Origin of the sequence: Enterobacter sp. BNK-18, from assembly GCF_047456135.1 — a bacterium.
GTDB lineage: Bacteria > Pseudomonadota > Gammaproteobacteria > Enterobacterales > Enterobacteriaceae > Enterobacter > Enterobacter ludwigii.
The window spans coordinates 3,825,138-3,843,600 of the sequence record NZ_CP179899.1 but is presented as its reverse complement, the minus strand read 5'-3'; the positions used below and the strand labels follow the sequence as shown (position 1 = coordinate 3,843,600).

The following is an 18,463-nucleotide window of genomic DNA, read 5'->3' as shown; positions in this document are numbered from 1 at the left end:
CGCCAACGCGTTAACGCTGCCCGGTTTCCGTTAGCCAAAGCTGACGGAAACCTTCTGTCTCTTCCATCCATGCAATAAAACGCCCGTCCGGGGAAAACACGACCGCATCACCAGACGGTGGATTGCCGTGATCGGACGTCAAAAACGTCACCTCTCCGGTTTGCGCATCACAGCAGGCAATCCGCTCTTCCAGCACAAATCCAAGACGGTGACCGGCAGGGTGCCAGGTAAATGCCGACTGAATGTCACTTTCGTTATGCGTCAACTGGCGTGGTTCGCCGCCTTCAGGAGCGATAAGCCACAGCTGCACAATGCCCTTATCATCACGCATCAGAAACGCAATCTGCGTCCCCTGCGGGTTACAGCGCACCCAGTGACGCGGCACGTTTACCAGCCCCGGGAATGCCCGCTGGTGGGTAAAGGTCAGCCGGCGCTGCATGACACCCGCCGGGGGCGCAGGCAGCGTCTCAGGAGTCCCCTGCAGCGGCGCATCGCCCGCGCGTTTCCATCCCTGCTCGTCGTTGGGTAGATCCACAATAAACAGTTCTGGCACTTTCTCGCCTGTCGCAGACACGGTATCGCCGATAAACGCCAGCCTGTCATTGCCCACCCAGCCCTCTTCATAGGCTCGGTTGATCTCATCGCTGCCGGGCTGAGGCGCGGGCGTCGTGCGGCTCACCAGCACGCTCCAGAAGGTGCCGGAATATTCACGTGGATGCTTCCCTTGCGGCGTCACCGGGCCAAAAGGCGCTGCGACGCCGACGTTACGTAAATCGAGCTTCGGGTCACGCTCATGCAATACATGGTCGTTGTAGGTAAAGCTCACGAACTGTCCGTCAGGGCTAAAAACGTGCACGTGGCTGCCGCCACGCAGCGCGCCTGCGGTATAAGGCGGCGTGATATCCATGGCATCCAGGTTACTCACCTGACCGTTGTGTACAACCACGCCCTGACGATGATGAAAATCGTAGTGCCAGTCTGCATCCGGATTTTCCGGGCCGTGGATAAAGACATATTTGTCCTGCTGCGGATGAACGGTCACCACGCCAACATGCGCGCCGTGACTGGCGCGATAGATCACCTCGACGTCACCCGTAATAACATTGACCCGCTCAATAGTTTCACCGGTAAACGATGCGCCGGACGGACGCACATCGTAGGCCAGCCACTGGCTGTCCGGCGTCCAGGTATTGATATTGGTAAGCTGTTGATGACGGGAGGCGAAGGTGATTTGTTTCATGGCGTTACCCTGATGCGCAGTTATCGCATCAGGGTAAAACATTGCGGGGAATTAGCCTACACGTTTGACGTCACCCACCAGCAGGATGTAGGAGAGCGCACCGAGCAAGGCCACTGCGGAGATATAGATCAGTGCCGGGCCAAAGCCATAGTCCTGAGCCAGATAACCGATGACCAGCGGAACCGTGATCCCCCCCAGTCCACCGACAAAGTTGAACACGCCCCCGGTCAGACCAATCAGGCGCATCGGGGCCAGCGAGGAGACCAGCGACCAGGTTATGGAGGCAAAACCGTTACCGAAGAACGCAATCGCCATCAGCGTCATAATCCAGACCGGATCGTTGGTGTAGTTTGCACCCATGATGCAGGTGGAGATCAGCAGCCCGCAGATAATAGGCGTTTTACGCGCGACACCCAGCGAGAACCCTTTTTTCACCAGCCTGTCCGCCAGCCAGCCGGAAAGCAGCACACCAAAGAAGGCCGCCAGGAACGGTACGGTGGTCATAAAGCCCGCCTTCAGCGCGGTGATGCCTTTTTCCTGGGTCAGATAGTTCGGGAACCAGGTCAGGAAGAACCACAGCGTGGAGGTCACCGCGAACTGCCCCAGATAAACCCCCACCAGCTTGCGATGGAAAACCAGCTTCCAGTCGGCTTTGGTCAGCGGCTGACGCGCCTCTTTTTTCACCGGCGCATCGCCATCCACCAGGCCGCCACCGTCGCGGATATAGTCCAGTTCAGCTTTGCTGATACTTTTGGTGAGACGCGGCGGTTGATAGACCTTGAACCAGATCAACGACCAGATAATGCCGATCCCCCCGGTCACAATAAAGACCCAGTGCCAGCTCAGCAGTTCCTGGATCCAGATCAGCAGCGGCGTCAGGAATGCCAGGCCGACAAACTGCCCGGAGGTGTAGAACCCAACGGCCGAGGCGCGTTCATGCTCCGGGAACCAGCTGGTCACCATGCGGTTATTGGTCGGAAACGCCGGGGCTTCGAAAATCCCGGTGATCGCACGCAGGCCAATCAGCGACATCAGCCCGGTGGCAAAGCCCTGGAACAGGGTCGCCACCGACCAGCCGAAGATGGCAATGAAATAGGTCAGGCGCGAGCCGACGCGGTCAAGGAACCAGCCGCCGGGGATCTGGCACAGCGTATACAGCCAGGCAAACGCCGAAAAGACGTAGCCCATTTCCGCTTTGCTGATCCCAAACTCCTCCTGAATATGGGCTGAAGCCACGGCAAGGTTGGCGCGGTCAACGTAACAGATGACCACCGTAATAAAGATCATGACCAGCGTCAGGTAGCGCCGACGCCCGGTTTTTGCAGCAGTAACAGGAATATCCATCGCAATCTGTCTCCAGATTTTGGGCATAGCGAAGCCGCTCACCATGCCCTGTAATTTACAGAGGGTGTGTTTGTTATTGTTGAAATTACTTTTTAGTGGCGATGTGCTTAGGCTGAATTACCACTCAGCGACAGAGCCATCTTCATGACGCCATAACGGGTTGCGCCAGTCCGGCGCGTTTTTACTCAGCTCAATGACTTTGTCTTCGTCGATATCCACGCCAAGGCCCGGCTTCGTTAACGGTTTAAAGAAACCGCCTTCCATGCTGAAATCATCTTTGTTTTTCACAAAGTCGAGCAGTTCCGCGCCCTTGTTATAGTGAATGCCCATGCTCTGTTCCTGGAACACCGCGTTGCGCGAGACAAAGTCGATGTGCAGACAGGCTGCCAGTGCGATCGGCCCCAGCGGACAATGCGGTGCCAGCGCCACGTCGTAGGCTTCCGCCATCCCGGCGATTTTGTAGCATTCTGTGATGCCGCCGGCATGCGACAGATCCGGCTGCAATATCGCCAGGCCGCCAGCTTCCAGCACGCGTTTGAACTCGAAGCGCGAGAACATGCGCTCACCGGCGGCAATCGGGATATGCGTCTGTGCGGCCAGTTTCGGGTAGTACTCCGCCTGCTCGGCCAACACCGGCTCTTCGATAAACAGCGGACGGTACGGCTCCAGCTCTTTAATCAGCACTTTGGCCATCGGCGCGCTGACGCGACCGTGGAAGTCCAGGCCAAACTCAATCTCGTTACCGAACGCTTCACGGATCTGCGCCACGGTATTTACCGCGCGGTCTACCGCCCGTGCGTTGTCGATGACGCCCATCTCTTCGCAGCCGTTCAGTTTAAAGGTGTCAAAACCAATATTGCGCAGCTGCCTGATACCGTCGATCACTTCCGCGGGACGGTCGCCGCCCACCCAGCTGTAGGCTTTGATTTTGTCGCGCACCAGGCCGCCCATCAGCTGCCAGACCGGGGCATTCAGCACTTTGCCTTTGATATCCCATAACGCCTGGTCGATACCGGCGATGGCGCTCATCAGAACCGGTCCGCCCCGGTAGAACCCCGCGCGGTACATCACCTGCCACAGGTCGTTGATGCGGGCAGGATCTTGTCCTGTCAGGTACTCGCCCAGCTCATGCACCGCCGCTTCCACGGTACGCGCACGCCCTTCAATGACAGGTTCGCCCCAGCCGACCACGCCTTCATCGGTTTCGATTTTCAGGAACAGCCAACGCGGCGGTAAACGGTACGTGGTGAGTTTGGTTATTTTCATTTCACTGCCTCTCGATACGCTTTCACAAATGCGGCCGCCTGCTGTGCGGTACGTTCGACGGATTGCCCGGCGCGATAGAGATCGCTGCCCAGACCCGCTCCGACACAACCTGCGTTGATCCACTGCGCCAGGTTTTCTGGCGTCACGCCCCCCACGGCAAAGACCGGTACGCTGGCGGGCAATACCGCTTTCAGCGCGCTGATATAGGCCGGACCAAAAGCCGATGACGGGAAAATTTTGAGCGACTGCGCGCCCGCATCGAGAGCCGCGAACGCTTCTGTTGCCGTTGCGCATCCCGGACAGACGGTCATGCCGTAGCCCACTGCGCGACGGATCACCTCAGGGTGAATATTCGGCGTCACAATCAGCCTGCAGCCCATCTGCGCAAGCTGGTCCACCTGCTCCGGTTGCAGAACGGTGCCAGCGCCAATCAACGCCTTATCACCAAACGCGTCCACGACCGCCGGGATGCTCTTTTCCCACTGTGGGGAATTAAGCGGTATTTCCACGGCGTCAAAACCGGCGTCGATCGCCGCACCTACGTGCGCTAAAACCTCGTCGGGCGTGACGCCGCGCAGGATAGCGATGAGGGGAAGATTAGTTTGCCACTGCATGAGCGATGCTCCTTATTCCTGCCTGAAATGCCGTGTCGCCTTCTACCGCAGCCACGTCCCGCCCGATGGCATTGAACGCCTGGCGGTAGCGAGAGGTCAGCGATGAACCCGCGACGAGGGTGATGGTCTGTTGCCCGGCGAACTGCTCGCTCAGGCTGGCGACTTCCGCGCCAATCAACAGGCCCGATAAAAATTCGCTGACCTGCGTACGGGGAAGCGTGCCCAGTACATGCGAAGCGCGAACTTCAAAAAGTTGCGGCAAAACGGCAGGGCTGGCGATACCCCGCTCCAGCCCGGCGGCAAAGGCCTCGGGCGAAACGTCCTGCTCCGGCAACCCCGCGCCCACCAGCGAGTGCGTCAGCAGCAAGTGGTGCAGCTCACCGGTCATCACGGTGCGAAAATCGTGGATGTGCTCAGCGTCGGCCTGCACCCATTTACAGTGCGTGCCGGGCATGACGTAGACAGAAGAAGGAGAGAGCATGCGCGCGCCAAGGAGCTGGGTCTCTTCGCCGCGCATCACATTGTGGTTATCGTTCCGGGAAACGCACAATCCTGGAATAATCCAGATATTGTCGCCAACGGACGTTAACTGCTCGCCAATGGCAGCGAACGCGGCAGGTACGGGCAGATAAGGCGCGACCTTCCAGCCCACGTTACTGCCCACCATGCCCGCCATGACCACCGGCGTGGTGCTCTCGCGCCAGTTGTGTGTCACCTCTGCTAACACCGCCTCGGGGGATTTACCGTTCAGGCGCGTCACGCCTGCTTCTGATTGCCTGCTTTCCAGGCACTGCTCGCCCTGATACAGCCAGGCGCGCAGATTGGTCGATCCCCAGTCAATAGCGATGTAGCGAGATGTCATGTGATTTCCTTCAACCTTCGTGTCGAGCTGGCGATCATCGTGAGTGCCGCCTGCTCTGCCGCATCGCCGTCCTGATGCCGGATAGCATCGAACAGCGCTTTATGTTCCTGGAGCGTTTTTGGCATGTTGGCCTCATCGCCCATCCAGGTTCGTTCAAATACCGCGCGCTGTAGCGAGCTGATGGCAACGCTAAGCTGCTGTAATACCGGGTTATGGACCGACTGCAGCACCGCTTCGTGATAGCGGATGTCCGCTTCGTTGAACGCATCCCGGTTCTGGTTATTGGCAATCATGTCGTTCAGGGCGGACTCAATCTGAGCCAGGTCTCCTGACGTTGCACGTTCCGCAGCCCAACGGGCGATGGCCGGCTCTACCAGGTTTCGTACCTCACTCATCGCGCCAATCAGCCTTGGGTCGTAGTCGTTTTCCAGCACCCACTGCAGGACATCGGTGTCGAGGTAGTTCCACTGATTACGCGGGGCGACAAAGGCGCCGCGGTAGCGCTTCATTTCAATCAGCCGCTTTGCCATGAGCGAGCGAAACACTTCCCGAATGATGTTGCGCGAGGTTTCAAACTCCTCACACAGCTCTGCCTCAGCAGGCAGCGGTGAACCGGGAACGTACTTTCCACCCACGATCTGGGTGCCCAGCGTGATGACGATGCGATCGGTTTTATTGAGAGTCATGGAGAGTCCTTATGCTCTGTATGTTCAGGACTACTTTACCTCGACCGCTGAATTTCGCCTCACTTTTGCAGTACAAACGTGACGCCTTTCGTCATTACCGTGGTTGTAATGTAGTACAATCAATTAATGTTGTACTACAATACAGATCACAAAAAGAACAATTCGATAAATTCAGCGCAAAAAAAAGCCCCGGTTGATAACCGAGGCTGATGAGCGTGAAACGCTGTTACTGCAGAACAAATTTCTCGATCGCGTAGGCAACGCCGTCTTCGAGGTTAGATTTGGTCACGAAATTGGCCACGTCTTTCACCGACGGGATCGCATTGTCCATTGCCACACCCATGCCCGCATATTCAATCATCGCAATGTCGTTTTCCTGATCGCCCAGCGCCATGATCTCGTCCGGTTTGATGCCCAGCGTATCTGCCAGCGATTTCACACCGGTGCCTTTATTGACGCGTTTATCCAGGATTTCGAGGAAGTACGGCGCACTTTTCAGCACGGTGTATTTCTCTTTTACCTCAGCCGGAATGCGCGCTATCGCTTTGTCCAGGATGTCAGGCTCATCAATCATCATCACTTTCAGGAACTGGGTGCCCGGATCCATTTTCTCAGCTTCGCAGAATACCAGTGGGATCGTCGCGACATAGGATTCATGTACGGTGTAATAGCTGATATCACGGTTAGCGGTATAGAGCGTATTGCGATCGAGCGCGTGGAAATGGGAACCGACCTCGCGGGACAGTTTTTCCAGGAACAGGTAATCGTCATAGTTCAGCGCGGTTTGCGCCACCGTGCTGCCATCCGCCGCCTTCTGTACCAGCGCACCGTTATAGGTAATGCAGTAATCGCCCGGCTGATTCATGTGCAGCTCTTTCAGGTAGCTGTGCACGCCCGCATACGGACGACCGGTGGTCAGTACCACATTCACGCCTTTTGCGCGCGCAGCGGCAATCGCGTTTTTAACGGCTGGAGAAATAGTGTGGTCTGGCAGCAACAGCGTGCCGTCCATGTCGATAGCAATAAGTTTGATAGCCATAGGGTCCCCGGGATAAATGAGTGCTGCCTCATGCTAACGCGATTAAGCCCACAAAAATAGAGCTACATTGCGCAACAAAAGCCCCCTTTTACGCCTGCCCCGGGGATAACGGCTTACTCGCGGGTGAGGACTATTTTGCCAAAAGCACCGCGGTCGAGGTGTACAAGCGCCTCTTCAAGCTGGTTAAAACGGTAGCGGTGTTCAATCACCGGTTTCAGCCCCGTGACATCGACTGCGCGGACAAAATCTTCCAGCGCACGGCGGTGCCCGACGCCAATCCCCTGAATCACCGGTGATTTCAGCAAGAGTTCGCTGGCAGGCAGCGAGATTTCACTCCCGGCCAACACGCCAATGACGGATATGCGCCCGTGAACGGCAACGGCCCGCAGGGAATGTCTCAGGTTCTCCCCGCCAACGGTTTCAATAATATGGTCGATACCGCGATCCTGCGTCAGCGCGTAAATCTCGTCAGCCCAGTTCCCTTTAAGCCGGTTGATGCCCCGATCGGCACCGAGCGTTTTAGCCAGCGCCAGTTTTTCATCACTGCCCGACGTCACAAAAACTTCTGCACCGTGTGCTTTGGCGATTTGCAACGCGAAGATTGCGACACCGCCTGTGCCTTGCACCAGCACCGACTGTCCGGCACGTAACTGTCCGCGCTCCACCAGTGCAAACCATGCGGTAAGCCCCGCGCAGGGTAAGGTGCTGGCCTCTGCGTCATCCAGCGTTTCCGGGGCGGCCACCAGCCAGTTTTCACGCATGATCACGTATTCAGACAGCATCCCCTGAAAGTAACCGCCCAGCGTCTGGTAGGGCAAATTGCGGGCGTCGCCTTTCGGTTTACCGTCTACCCACTCCGGAGAGAAGGTGGAGATGACGCGAGCTCCGGGTTTAAAGCGGGTAACGCCTTCACCCGTACTGTCCACCACGCCAGCCATGTCAGATGCCGGAGTAAACGGGAAGGTGAGCGCGATCGGCATGTTGCCTTCAATGACCATTTTATCGCGATAGTTGAGCGCAACAGCGTTCACCCGCACGCGCACTTCACCCGGGCCCGGCTGGGGTACTGGCGCCTGAGTGAGTCTGAGGTTTTCACGCCCAAGGGCGTCCATTGACCAGCGTTGCATCATCTCTGTCATCTTTTTCTCCTGTTATCAAATGCACTTCAGTACTGACAGTCTAACGTTGACTCACGGTCGCCAGTGGCGATACCTTTTCCCACCATTGATTCCTGAAGAGCGACAATCCATGACCGATACGCTGAAGGATATTCCCGTTTTTGTCGCCGCCGTAGAGGCAGGCAGTTTTGCTCAGGCCGCGGTGCGTTTGCATTTGTCGCGCTCGGCGGTAGGGAAAAGCATTGCTCGCCTTGAAGCGCGGCTGGGAGTACGCCTGTTTCAGCGCACAACGCGTAGCCAAAGCCTGACCGATAACGGTGCCCTTTTTTATGAACGCTGCCTGCGAGCACTCCAGGAAATCCGTGGCGCGGAGTCGCTGCTGGAAACAGGGAAACATCAGGTGAGTGGCCGTCTGCGTGTTGCCATGCCGGTGCTGTTTGGCCGCCAGTGCATCGCCCCGCTGCTGATAGCCTTGACGCAGGAGCATCCTGCCCTTGAGCTGGAAATGTCATTCAGCGATCGCGTAGTGGATATCGTCGAGGAAGGGTTTGATATGGCGGTGCGAAACGGCGCACTGCCGGACAGCACCATGCTGGTCGCCAGACGCCTGGGGGAACACCGAATGGTGCTGTGCGCCGCGCCGGAATACCTGAGGAATAACGGCCAGCCTGAAACCGTTGCCGATTTACGCCAGCATAAGGCCATTAACTACCTGCGTGCCGGCAGGGTATTACCGTGGGAACTGGCGGACCACGAAGGCACGCAGCACACCCTAATTCCCCGCTCATCCCTCAATATGGACGATCTGCAGGCTATCTGCGACGCAGCGCTGGCCGGGCATGGTATTGCATGGTTACCCTGCTGGATGGTGCGCAAAGAGCTGCAGAATGGAAGGCTCATCCCACTCTTAAAACAGGCACCGGATGTGCGTTTCGACGTTCACGCGGTCTGGCAGCAGACGCCGCATCTGCCCCTGCGAGTCAGGATTGCGGTCGACATGCTGGTCAGCCGGTTACCGTCAGTCCTGTCGCTGGAGCTGGATGCTGATAATTCTGCGCCCACAAAAAAGCCGCGCTAAATGCGCGGCCTCTGACTTGCGGTGTAACAACCCTTAGATATCGATATTCGCCGCTTTCAGGGCGTTCTCTTCGATAAAGGCACGACGTGGTTCAACCGCATCGCCCATCAGGGTTGTGAACAGCTGATCGGCTGCAATCGCGTCTTTAACGGTCACGCGCAACATACGACGGCTTTCCGGATCCATGGTGGTTTCCCACAGCTGATCCGGGTTCATTTCACCCAGACCTTTATAACGCTGAATAGACAGACCACGACGGGACTCTTTCACCAGCCATTCCAGCGCCTGCTCGAAGCTTGCTACCGGCTGACGACGTTCACCACGTTCGATAAACGCATCGTCTTCGATAAGACCACGGAGCTTCTCACCCAGCGTACAGATACGGCGATATTCCGGACCGGTCACAAACTCGTGCTCCAGGGGGTAATCGGTATCAACGCCGTGAGTACGCACGCGCACAATCGGTTCGAACTGCTGCTGAGCGTTCTGCTGGACATCAAACTTCCACTGGCTGCCGTGCTGCTCTTTCTCGTTCAGCTCGGTTACCAGGGTGTTCACCCAGCGGGTAACAACCTGTTCATCGCTCAGATCGGCTTCCGTCAGGGTTGGCTGATAAATCAGCGCCTTCAGCAGCGATTTAGGATAACGACGCTCCATACGACCAATCATTTTCTGCGCCGCGTTGAACTCGGACACCAGACGCTCCAGCGGCTCACCGGCCAGTGCAGGGGCGTGAGAGTTCGCATGCAGGGTCGCACCATCAAGCGCGATCGCGATTTGGTACTGATCCATCGCTTCGTCGTCTTTGATGTACTGTTCCTGTTTGCCTTTCTTCACTTTGTACAGCGGTGGCTGTGCAATGTAGACGTGGCCACGTTCAACAATTTCTGGCATCTGACGATAGAAGAAGGTCAACAGCAGCGTACGGATGTGCGAGCCGTCGACGTCCGCATCGGTCATGATGATGATGCTGTGGTAGCGCAGTTTGTCCGGGTTGTACTCGTCACGGCCGATGCCGCAACCGAGCGCGGTGATAAGCGTTGCCACTTCCTGAGAAGAGAGCATCTTGTCGAAACGGGCCTTCTCCACGTTGAGGATTTTACCCTTCAGCGGCAGGATAGCCTGATTCTTACGGTTACGGCCCTGCTTCGCAGAACCGCCCGCGGAGTCCCCTTCCACGAGGTACAGTTCGGACAGCGCCGGGTCGCGTTCCTGGCAGTCAGCCAGTTTGCCTGGCAGGCCAGCTAAATCCAGCGCGCCTTTACGACGGGTCATTTCACGGGCTTTACGCGCCGCTTCACGGGCACGTGCCGCATCGATAATTTTGCCAACCACGATTTTCGCGTCTGACGGGTTTTCCAGCAGGTATTCGCTCAGCAGTTCGTTCATCTGCTGTTCAACCGCCGATTTCACCTCAGAAGAGACCAGCTTGTCTTTAGTCTGAGAGGAGAACTTCGGATCCGGTACCTTCACGGAGACAACCGCAATCAGGCCTTCACGGGCATCATCACCGGTGGCGCTGACTTTCGCTTTTTTGCTGTAGCCTTCTTTGTCCATGTAGGCATTCAGGGTACGGGTCATCGCCGCACGGAAGCCCGCAAGGTGAGTACCGCCGTCACGCTGTGGAATGTTGTTGGTGAAGCAGTAGATGTTTTCCTGGAAACCATCGTTCCACTGCAGCGCCACTTCCACGCCAATACCGTCTTTTTCGGTAGAGAAGTAGAAGATATTCGGGTGAATGGGCGTTTTGTTCTTGTTCAGATACTCAACGAACGCCCGGATACCGCCTTCGTAGTGGAAGTGGTCTTCTCTGTTGTCGCGTTTGTCACGCAGACGAATCGAGACACCGGAGTTCAGGAACGACAGTTCACGCAGGCGTTTCGCCAGAATCTCATATTCGAACTCGGTAACGTTGGTGAACGTTTCAAGGCTCGGCCAGAAACGCACCATGGTACCGGTTTTGTCGGTGTCACCCGTAACAGCCAGCGGTGCCTGCGGCACGCCGTGCGTATACAGCTGACGGTGAATTTTACCTTCGCGCTGGATAACCAGCTCCAGTTTCTGCGACAGGGCGTTAACCACGGACACACCTACACCGTGCAAACCGCCGGAAACTTTATAGGAGTTATCATCGAACTTACCGCCTGCGTGCAGAACGGTCATGATAACTTCCGCAGCCGATACGCCCTCTTCCGGGTGAATACCGGTTGGGATGCCACGACCGTCATCGGTGACGGAGACGGAGTTGTCCGCATGGATCGTGACCACGATGTCTTTACAGTGACCCGCGAGCGCTTCGTCGATAGCGTTATCTACCACCTCGAATACCATGTGGTGCAGACCGGTGCCGTCATCCGTGTCGCCGATATACATACCCGGGCGCTTACGCACCGCATCCAGCCCTTTCAGGACTTTGATACTGGAGGAGTCATAAGAATTCGACATCAACGTTTCTCGCTCATTTCAACTTGGGTTAATCCGTTATTTTACCCTTTTCCACGGTAAACATCTTCGAATTTTCGTCCGACATGTCTATAACGTGTTCAGCGCTAATCGCACTGACGAAAACCTGTGACTGCGTGGCTTTTAAGCGGCTGGCAAGCAGCCCGCGCCGCGCGTCGTCAAGTTCCGAGGCAAAATCATCTATCAGGTACAGGCAGCGTCGCCCGCTCTCACGGGTCAAAAACTCTCCCTGCGCCAGGCGCAGCGCGCACATCAAAAGCTTGAGCTGCCCACGCGACAGCGTGTCTTCCACCGGCGCACCGTCGGCACGAATGCGGAAATCCGCCTTGTGCGGGCCATGTGCGGTGTAGGTCAGCATGCGGTCGCGCTCGAAATTTCTCTCTAACACTTCGGCATAATCTGTCTCTTTCTCCCAGCCGCGCTGGAAGGAGAAGGTGAGAGAGAATTCAGGTAAAAACTGTTTGCAGGTGTCGGCCATATCGTCGGCGATACCCGCGCTGTATTCGGCACGCCAGCAGCTGATTTGTTCCGCAAGGGGAATTAATTCCTTGTCCCACGGGCGCAGCTGGGCGTAGCGTGTCACCTGGCGCAGTGCAGCGTTACGCTGCTTAAGGAGGCGCTTCAGGTTGCTCCAGGCGTTAAAGAAACCGGCTTCGTTGTGAAAGCATCCCCAGTCAAGGAAGGCTCTTCTGTATTTGGGGCCGCCATTGAGTAAAGTAAACCCCTCCGGCGTAATCAGCTGCATCGGCATCAGCAGCGCGAGCTCAGCCACTTTGTGGCCGTCAGTACCGTCGATACGAACCTTGCTGTCGCCCTGCTTGTCTTTGGTCAGACCGATGGCCGTTTCACGCTCCTCGCCCTGCAAACGCCCGTGCAGAACAAAGGCTTCCTGTTCGTGGCGAATGACGCGGCCAATTTGCAGACTGCGAAACGCTCGTCCGTGGCCGAGCGTGTAGATGGCCTCAAGCACGCTGGTTTTACCGCTGCCGTTCGCGCCAACCAGGAAATTAAAGCCAGGGGATAAAGCGAGATCCGCGTTTTCGATATTGCGGAAATCTTTAATTAAAAGGCGCGTCAGTGACATATCTGGATTTCTTCGGGCCAGGGCGTAATCGGCTCAGCCCGTTTCAACGCGGACTGCACGCAGACCCTGGTGCGTACACGAAGTACGAGACAGGGGCGAGCACAGCCCGGGTTGAAAAAGGCAAGTAAGATAGCCCGATAGCGTTCACTACAGCCTCATCGGCATGACAACGTAAGCCGCACTTTGGCTGGCCGCATCTTCAATCTGTACACTCGAAACGGAGTCGGTCAGCAGAATGCGAACGTTCTCGCATTTAAGCGCGTTCAGTACATCCAGCACATAACTGACGTTAAAGCCGATTTCCATCTCAGTCCCGGCATAGGTGACGTCCAGAATCTCTTCTGCCTCTTCCTGCTCCGGGTTGTTGGCGGTGATTTTGATCTGATTTTCGCTCACATACAGACGCACCCCGCGGAATTTCTCGTTAGAGAGAATCGCGGCGCGGGCAAAGGCCTGCTTGAGGCTGTCGCAACCGGCTTCCAGCGTTTTGTCCGGGTTCTTCGGCAATACGCGGCGATAATCCGGGAAACGACCGTCAACCAGCTTCGATGTGAAGACAAAATCACCCACGTGAGCACGGATGTTATTGCTGCCGATCTGCACGCGCAGTGGCGTATCACCACCGTCGAGCATACGCATCAGCTCAATCACCCCTTTACGCGGTACGATCACCGAATGGTTTGGCAGCGAGTCGCCAATGGGCATAGAACAGACTGCCAGTCGGTGACCGTCGGTAGCCACGGTACGCAGCTCTTCACCTTCGGTTTCGAACAGCATGCCGTTTAAGTAGTAACGAACGTCCTGATGCGCCATTGAGAACTGCGTGGCTTCAATCAGACGCTTCATCGTTGCCTGCGGCAGGGTGAATTCAACTTCACTCTGCCAGTCGTCCAGGTTCGGGAAGTCCGCGGCAGGCAGCGTGGAGAGCGAGAAACGGCTGCGGCCAGAGCGCACCAGCATACGGTCGCCTTCCAGCTGCACGGCAATTTCAGCGCCTTCCGGCAGCCCGCGGCAGATATCAAAGAATTTACGTGCCGGAACAGTGGTCGCGCCCGCTTCATGCGGCTGAGACAGCGTAACGCGCGCGATCATTTCCATTTCCAGATCTGTGCCGGTCAGCGACAGCGTACCGTCCGCGACCTGAAGCAGCAGGTTTCCGAGAATTGGCAGCGTTGGGCGGCCACCTAATGGGCCACTCACCTGTTGCAGCGGTTTTAATAAATGTTCACGTTCAACGGTAAATTTCATAGCGTCACGATGATAATGTTCTGATTAAATTGGAAAAATCTTCTTTTATGTCGTGGCTTTCTTCGCGTAACTGCTCAATCTTACGACAAGCGTGCAGCACGGTCGTATGGTCACGGCCACCAAACGCATCGCCGATCTCCGGCAGACTGTGGTTGGTTAACTCCTTTGCCAGCGCCATCGCCATCTGACGCGGACGCGCCACCGAGCGGGAACGACGTTTAGACAGTAAATCTGCCACTTTGATTTTGTAGTACTCGGCCACCGTCTTTTGAATATTGTCGATAGTGACCAATTTTTCCTGCAGTGCCAGCAAATCGCGCAGCGCTTCACGCACAAAATCGATGGTGATCGCACGGCCGGTGAAGTTGGCATTGGCAATCACGCGGTTCAGTGCCCCTTCAAGTTCACGGACGTTGGAGCGCAGACGCTTGGCAATAAAGAACGCCACTTCACCCGGCAGGCGAATGTCGTTTTCATCGGCTTTCTTCATCAGGATCGCGACGCGGGTTTCCAGTTCCGGTGGCTCGATCGCCACGGTCAGGCCCCAGCCAAAACGGGATTTCAGACGATCTTCAACGCCGTTGATCTCTTTTGGATAACGATCCGACGTCAAAATGATCTGCTGATTACCTTCCAGCAGCGCATTAAAGGTGTGGAAAAACTCTTCCTGGGATCGTTCTTTGTTGGCAAAGAACTGGATGTCATCGATAAGCAGTGCGTCAACAGAACGGTAGTAGCGTTTAAACTCTTCGATCGCATTGTTTTGCAGGGCTTTTACCATGTCCTGAACGAAGCGCTCGGAGTGCATATACACCACTTTCGCATTTGGCTTACGCGCCATAATGCCGTTGCCTACCGCATGCAGAAGGTGCGTTTTACCCAAACCCGTGCCGCCATAAAGGAACAGCGGGTTGTAAGCACCACCGGGGTTATCTGCAACCTGGCGTGCCGCCGCGCGCGCCAGCTGGTTCGATTTACCTTCAACGAAGTTATCGAACGTGTGTTTAACATTGACGTTAGAACGGTAGGTTTGCTCTGCCGGAGCAGGCACGTTGTCCCAGCCCGAACGGGTCGCCGGAAGGGCGCGCGGTGCCGGCGCGGGGGCTGCCTGAGCAGGTATTGCCACATTTACCGTTTCACGCACGGTCTGCGTGACCGGTTTTGTTCCCACTTCAAAGCGTAGCTGTGGCGCATCGGATCCGCAGAAATCATTCAGCAGTCCATTGATGTTATTAAGGTATTTATCCCTTACCCAATCGAGCACAAAACGGTTTGGCGCATACAAAGCCAGCGTGTTATCGCTCAGTTCCGCCTGCAAGGGGCGGATCCACATACTGAATTCTGTGGCTGGTAACTCATCCTGCAATCGGGCAAGACACTGCTGCCAAAGCGAAAGTGACACGGCGGACTCCACTCGAACAATAAAAGAAAACTATTGAATATTCATGATTGTTGGCGCACATCGACATGACCCTGTGCAAAAGGGTGATGTGCGAACCGCTATCTGCGGTTATACCCGGCCAGGATCGCTGGATCCCGATCGGGACCGCGGATCATAGCCTAAACTGAGCCAGAGATCTTCTGTTTCTCACAGATTCTTCCCGATTTATCCACAGGAAGATCGGAAACCGGGTAAGTGTAAACGATCCTGGGGCGAGTACCCTACGATTTAGCCCGCATATTGGAAAAATTAATGAGCACAGACAATTTCTTGCTTAAATGATCTAACGAAGATCCGGGACGATCCTTGCGCTTTGTTTGGGAGGACGTATAATCCTCGACCCGGCGCGAGGCGCTCATCTTCCTGCGTCGTCCGTTGCTCATTTTCCACGCGAAAACGTGCGGAAATACGCGGGAAATAAGGAAAGAGAATTGACTCTGGAGTGTACAATTATTACAATCCGGCCTCTTTAATCACCCACGCTGAGGCGTTAGTCGTTCGAAACTCGTTCGGGTATACGCAAAAGTCAGTGAATTTATTCAAGTTTAGGTAGAAATCGCCATGAAACGCACTTTTCAACCGTCTGTACTGAAGCGCAACCGTTCTCACGGCTTCCGTGCTCGTATGGCTACTAAAAATGGTCGTCAGGTTCTGGCACGTCGTCGTGCTAAAGGCCGCGCTCGTCTGACCGTTTCCAAGTAATAAAGCTAACCCCTGAGTGGTTAAGCTAGCATTTCCCAGGGAGTTACGTTTGTTAACTCCCACTCATTTCACTTTCGTCTTCCAGCAGCCACAACGGGCTGGCACGCCGCAAATCACCATCCTCGGCCGCCTGAATTCGCTGGGGCATCCCCGCATCGGTCTTACTGTCGCCAAGAAAAACGTTAAGCGTGCGCATGAACGCAATCGGATTAAACGTCTGACGCGTGAAAGCTTCCGTTTACGTCAACACGAACTGCCTTCAATGGATTTCGTGGTGGTGGCTAAAAAAGGGGTTGCCGACCTCGATAACCGTGCTCTCTCGGAAGCGTTGGAAAAATTATGGCGCCGCCATTGTCGCCTGGCTCGCGGGTCCTGATAGCCCTCATTCGGGTCTATCAACGCCTGATTAGTCCGCTACTCGGGCCACACTGCCGTTTCACGCCAACATGCTCAAGCTACGGAATTGAGGCATTGCGCAGGTTTGGAGTGATAAAAGGCAGTTGGTTGACGGTGAAACGCGTATTAAAATGCCACCCTTTACACCCAGGTGGAGACGATCCCGTCCCGCCAGGACCCTTTGATACCAGAGAACACTAACGATGGATTCGCAACGCAATCTTCTTATCATCGCTTTGTTGTTCGTGTCTTTCATGATCTGGCAGGCATGGGAGCAGGATAAAAATCCTCAACCCCAGCAGCAGACCACGCAGACTACGACCACCGCAGCGGGTAGCGCCGCCGACCAGGGCGTACCGGCCAGTGGCCAGGGGAAACAGATTACGGTTAAGACCGATGTGCTTGAGCTGACTATCAACACCCGTGGTGGTGATGTTGAGCAGGCGCTGCTGTTGACCTACCCAAAAGAGCTGAAGTCTAACGAACCGTTCCAGTTACTGGAAACCACGCCTGAGTTTATCTACCAGGCTCAGAGCGGCCTGACCGGTCGTGATGGCCCGGATAACCCGGCTAACGGTGCGCGTCCACTGTACAACGTCGAGAAAGAGACCTTCGTACTGGCTGATGGTCAGAACGAAATCGCTATCCCGATGACCTACACCGACGCCGCGGGCAACACCTTCACCAAAACCTTCACCCTGAAACGCGGTGAATATGCGGTGAACGTGGGCTACAGCGTTCAGAACACCGGTGCGAAACCGCTGGAACTGTCGACCTTTGGTCAGCTGAAGCAGTCCATCAATCTGCCGTCTCACCGTGACACCGGAAGCAGCAACTTTGCGCTGCATACCTTCCGTGGCGCGGCGTACTCCACGCCTGATGCGAAGTACGAGAAATACAAATTCGACACCATTGCCGATAACGAAAACCTGAACGTCAGCGCTAAAGGCGGTTGGGTGGCAATGCTGCAGCAGTATTTCGCCACTGCGTGGGTGCCAACGAACGACGGTACTAACAACTTCTATACCGCGAACCTGGGTAACGGTCTTGCAGCCATTGGCTACAAATCTCAGCCAGTTCTGGTACAGCCGGGTCAAACCGGTAAGCTGGCAAGCACCCTGTGGGTCGGTCCAGAAATCCAGGACAAAATGGCTGCCGTTGCGCCGCACCTGGATCTGACCGTGGACTACGGCTGGTTGTGGTTCATCTCTCAGCCGCTGTTTAAGCTGCTGAAGTTCATCCACAGCTTCCTGGGTAACTGGGGCTTCTCCATCATCGTTATCACCTTCATCGTACGTGGCATCATGTACCCGCTGACTAAAGCGCAGTACACCTCCATGGCGAAGATGCGTATGCTGCAGCCGAAGATTCAGGCAATGCGTGAGCGTCTGGGCGATGACAAACAGCGTCAGAGCCAGGAGATGATGGCCCTGTATAAAGCAGAGAAAGTGAACCCACTGGGTGGTTGCTTCCCGCTGCTGATTCAGATGCCAATCTTCCTTGCGCTGTACTACATGCTGATGGGTTCCGTTGAGCTGCGCCACGCGCCGTTCGCCCTGTGGATCCATGACCTGTCTGCACAGGACCCGTACTACATCCTGCCGATCCTGATGGGCGTAACGATGTTCTTCATCCAGAAGATGTCGCCGACCACCGTGACCGACCCGATGCAGCAGAAGATCATGACCTTTATGCCGGTCATCTTCACCGTGTTCTTCCTGTGGTTCCCGTCAGGTCTGGTGCTGTACTATATCGTCAGCAACCTGGTGACCATTATCCAGCAGCAGCTGATTTACCGTGGTCTGGAAAAACGTGGCCTGCATAGCCGCGAAAAGAAAAAGTCCTGATTCGGTAAGTTAACGCTAAAATAAGGGCGGTCGAT

The 18,463-nt window shown here is 55.9% G+C and carries 17 protein-coding genes; 5 read left to right on the top strand and 12 right to left on the bottom strand.

Going from position 1 to position 18,463, the window contains the following annotated elements; translation table 11 throughout:
- Window positions 1-10: 10 nt before the first annotated feature.
- From ACMGG3_RS18495 to ACMGG3_RS18460, 8 genes are all read right to left on the bottom strand, one after another.
- The gene (locus tag ACMGG3_RS18495; protein WP_414149362.1) at window positions 11-1,240 is read right to left on the bottom strand and encodes a DUF3748 domain-containing protein; all 1,230 of its coding nucleotides are present in this window, start codon (window positions 1,238-1,240) and stop codon (window positions 11-13) included.
- A gap of 51 nt (window positions 1,241-1,291) precedes the next feature.
- Window positions 1,292-2,629, bottom strand: coding sequence for an MFS transporter (locus tag ACMGG3_RS18490; protein WP_080271857.1), 1,338 nt, complete (start codon window positions 2,627-2,629; stop codon window positions 1,292-1,294).
- A 72-nt stretch (window positions 2,630-2,701) separates the two neighbouring features.
- Window positions 2,702-3,850, bottom strand: a complete 1,149-nt coding sequence (gene dgoD, locus ACMGG3_RS18485; protein WP_414149361.1) for a galactonate dehydratase — start codon at window positions 3,848-3,850, stop codon at window positions 2,702-2,704.
- A complete protein-coding gene (locus tag ACMGG3_RS18480; protein ID WP_032680045.1) occupies window positions 3,847-4,464 on the bottom strand; it encodes a 2-dehydro-3-deoxy-6-phosphogalactonate aldolase in 618 nt (205 codons plus the stop codon). The genes dgoD and ACMGG3_RS18480 overlap by 4 nt, the downstream gene beginning before the upstream one ends.
- Window positions 4,448-5,326 carry a 2-dehydro-3-deoxygalactonokinase gene (locus ACMGG3_RS18475; protein WP_414149360.1) on the bottom strand — a complete coding sequence of 293 codons (879 nt, stop codon included), beginning with the start codon at window positions 5,324-5,326 and terminating at the stop codon, window positions 4,448-4,450. The genes ACMGG3_RS18480 and ACMGG3_RS18475 overlap by 17 nt, the downstream gene beginning before the upstream one ends.
- Window positions 5,323-6,012 carry a D-galactonate utilization transcriptional regulator DgoR gene (gene dgoR, locus ACMGG3_RS18470; RefSeq protein WP_006177594.1) on the bottom strand — a complete coding sequence of 230 codons (690 nt, stop codon included), beginning with the start codon at window positions 6,010-6,012 and terminating at the stop codon, window positions 5,323-5,325. Before dgoR ends, ACMGG3_RS18475 begins: the two co-directional genes overlap by 4 nt.
- A gap of 226 nt (window positions 6,013-6,238) precedes the next feature.
- Entirely contained in the window at window positions 6,239-7,051 is an 813-nt protein-coding gene (gene yidA, locus ACMGG3_RS18465) for a sugar-phosphatase (protein ID WP_020882751.1), read from the bottom strand.
- A gap of 113 nt (window positions 7,052-7,164) precedes the next feature.
- Complete coding sequence (locus ACMGG3_RS18460) at window positions 7,165-8,190, bottom strand: zinc-dependent alcohol dehydrogenase family protein (RefSeq protein ID WP_014167960.1); 1,026 nt, start codon at window positions 8,188-8,190, stop codon at window positions 7,165-7,167.
- A 109-nt stretch (window positions 8,191-8,299) separates the two neighbouring features.
- Between ACMGG3_RS18460 and ACMGG3_RS18455 the strand changes: the two genes are divergently transcribed.
- Entirely contained in the window at window positions 8,300-9,247 is a 948-nt protein-coding gene (locus ACMGG3_RS18455; RefSeq protein ID WP_050737667.1) for a LysR family transcriptional regulator, read from the top strand.
- Window positions 9,248-9,280: 33 nt separating this feature from the next.
- Here ACMGG3_RS18455 and gyrB read toward each other — a convergent pair whose 3' ends face one another.
- From gyrB to dnaA, 4 genes are all read right to left on the bottom strand, one after another.
- Entirely contained in the window at window positions 9,281-11,692 is a 2,412-nt protein-coding gene (gene gyrB, locus ACMGG3_RS18450; protein ID WP_020882753.1) for a DNA topoisomerase (ATP-hydrolyzing) subunit B, read from the bottom strand.
- A 28-nt stretch (window positions 11,693-11,720) separates the two neighbouring features.
- Window positions 11,721-12,794 (bottom strand): DNA replication/repair protein RecF, encoded by a 1,074-nt coding sequence (gene recF, locus ACMGG3_RS18445; protein ID WP_025202644.1) that lies wholly within the window; start codon window positions 12,792-12,794, stop codon window positions 11,721-11,723.
- Between the two features lie 147 nt (window positions 12,795-12,941).
- Window positions 12,942-14,042 carry a DNA polymerase III subunit beta gene (gene dnaN, locus ACMGG3_RS18440; RefSeq protein WP_014167956.1) on the bottom strand — a complete coding sequence of 367 codons (1,101 nt, stop codon included), beginning with the start codon at window positions 14,040-14,042 and terminating at the stop codon, window positions 12,942-12,944.
- A gap of 4 nt (window positions 14,043-14,046) precedes the next feature.
- Window positions 14,047-15,444 carry a chromosomal replication initiator protein DnaA gene (gene dnaA / locus ACMGG3_RS18435; RefSeq protein WP_020882755.1) on the bottom strand — a complete coding sequence of 466 codons (1,398 nt, stop codon included), beginning with the start codon at window positions 15,442-15,444 and terminating at the stop codon, window positions 14,047-14,049.
- A gap of 600 nt (window positions 15,445-16,044) precedes the next feature.
- On the opposite strand from dnaA, the gene rpmH reads away from it, so the two are divergent.
- The 4 genes from rpmH to yidC are packed head-to-tail and all read left to right on the top strand — an operon-like array spanning window position 16,045 to window position 18,428.
- Window positions 16,045-16,185: a 50S ribosomal protein L34 gene (rpmH, locus tag ACMGG3_RS18430; RefSeq protein ID WP_000831330.1), complete on the top strand. Its 141-nt coding sequence runs from the start codon at window positions 16,045-16,047 to the stop codon at window positions 16,183-16,185.
- A 16-nt stretch (window positions 16,186-16,201) separates the two neighbouring features.
- Window positions 16,202-16,561, top strand: a complete 360-nt coding sequence (gene rnpA / locus ACMGG3_RS18425; RefSeq protein ID WP_014172301.1) for a ribonuclease P protein component — start codon at window positions 16,202-16,204, stop codon at window positions 16,559-16,561.
- On the top strand, window positions 16,525-16,782 hold the full coding sequence (yidD, locus tag ACMGG3_RS18420) for a membrane protein insertion efficiency factor YidD (RefSeq protein ID WP_001307474.1): 258 nt from the start codon (window positions 16,525-16,527) through the stop codon (window positions 16,780-16,782). Before rnpA ends, yidD begins: the two co-directional genes overlap by 37 nt.
- 2 nt (window positions 16,783-16,784) lie before the next feature.
- Window positions 16,785-18,428, top strand: a complete 1,644-nt coding sequence (gene yidC / locus ACMGG3_RS18415) for a membrane protein insertase YidC (protein ID WP_014172300.1) — start codon at window positions 16,785-16,787, stop codon at window positions 18,426-18,428.
- Window positions 18,429-18,463: the final 35 nt, after the last annotated feature.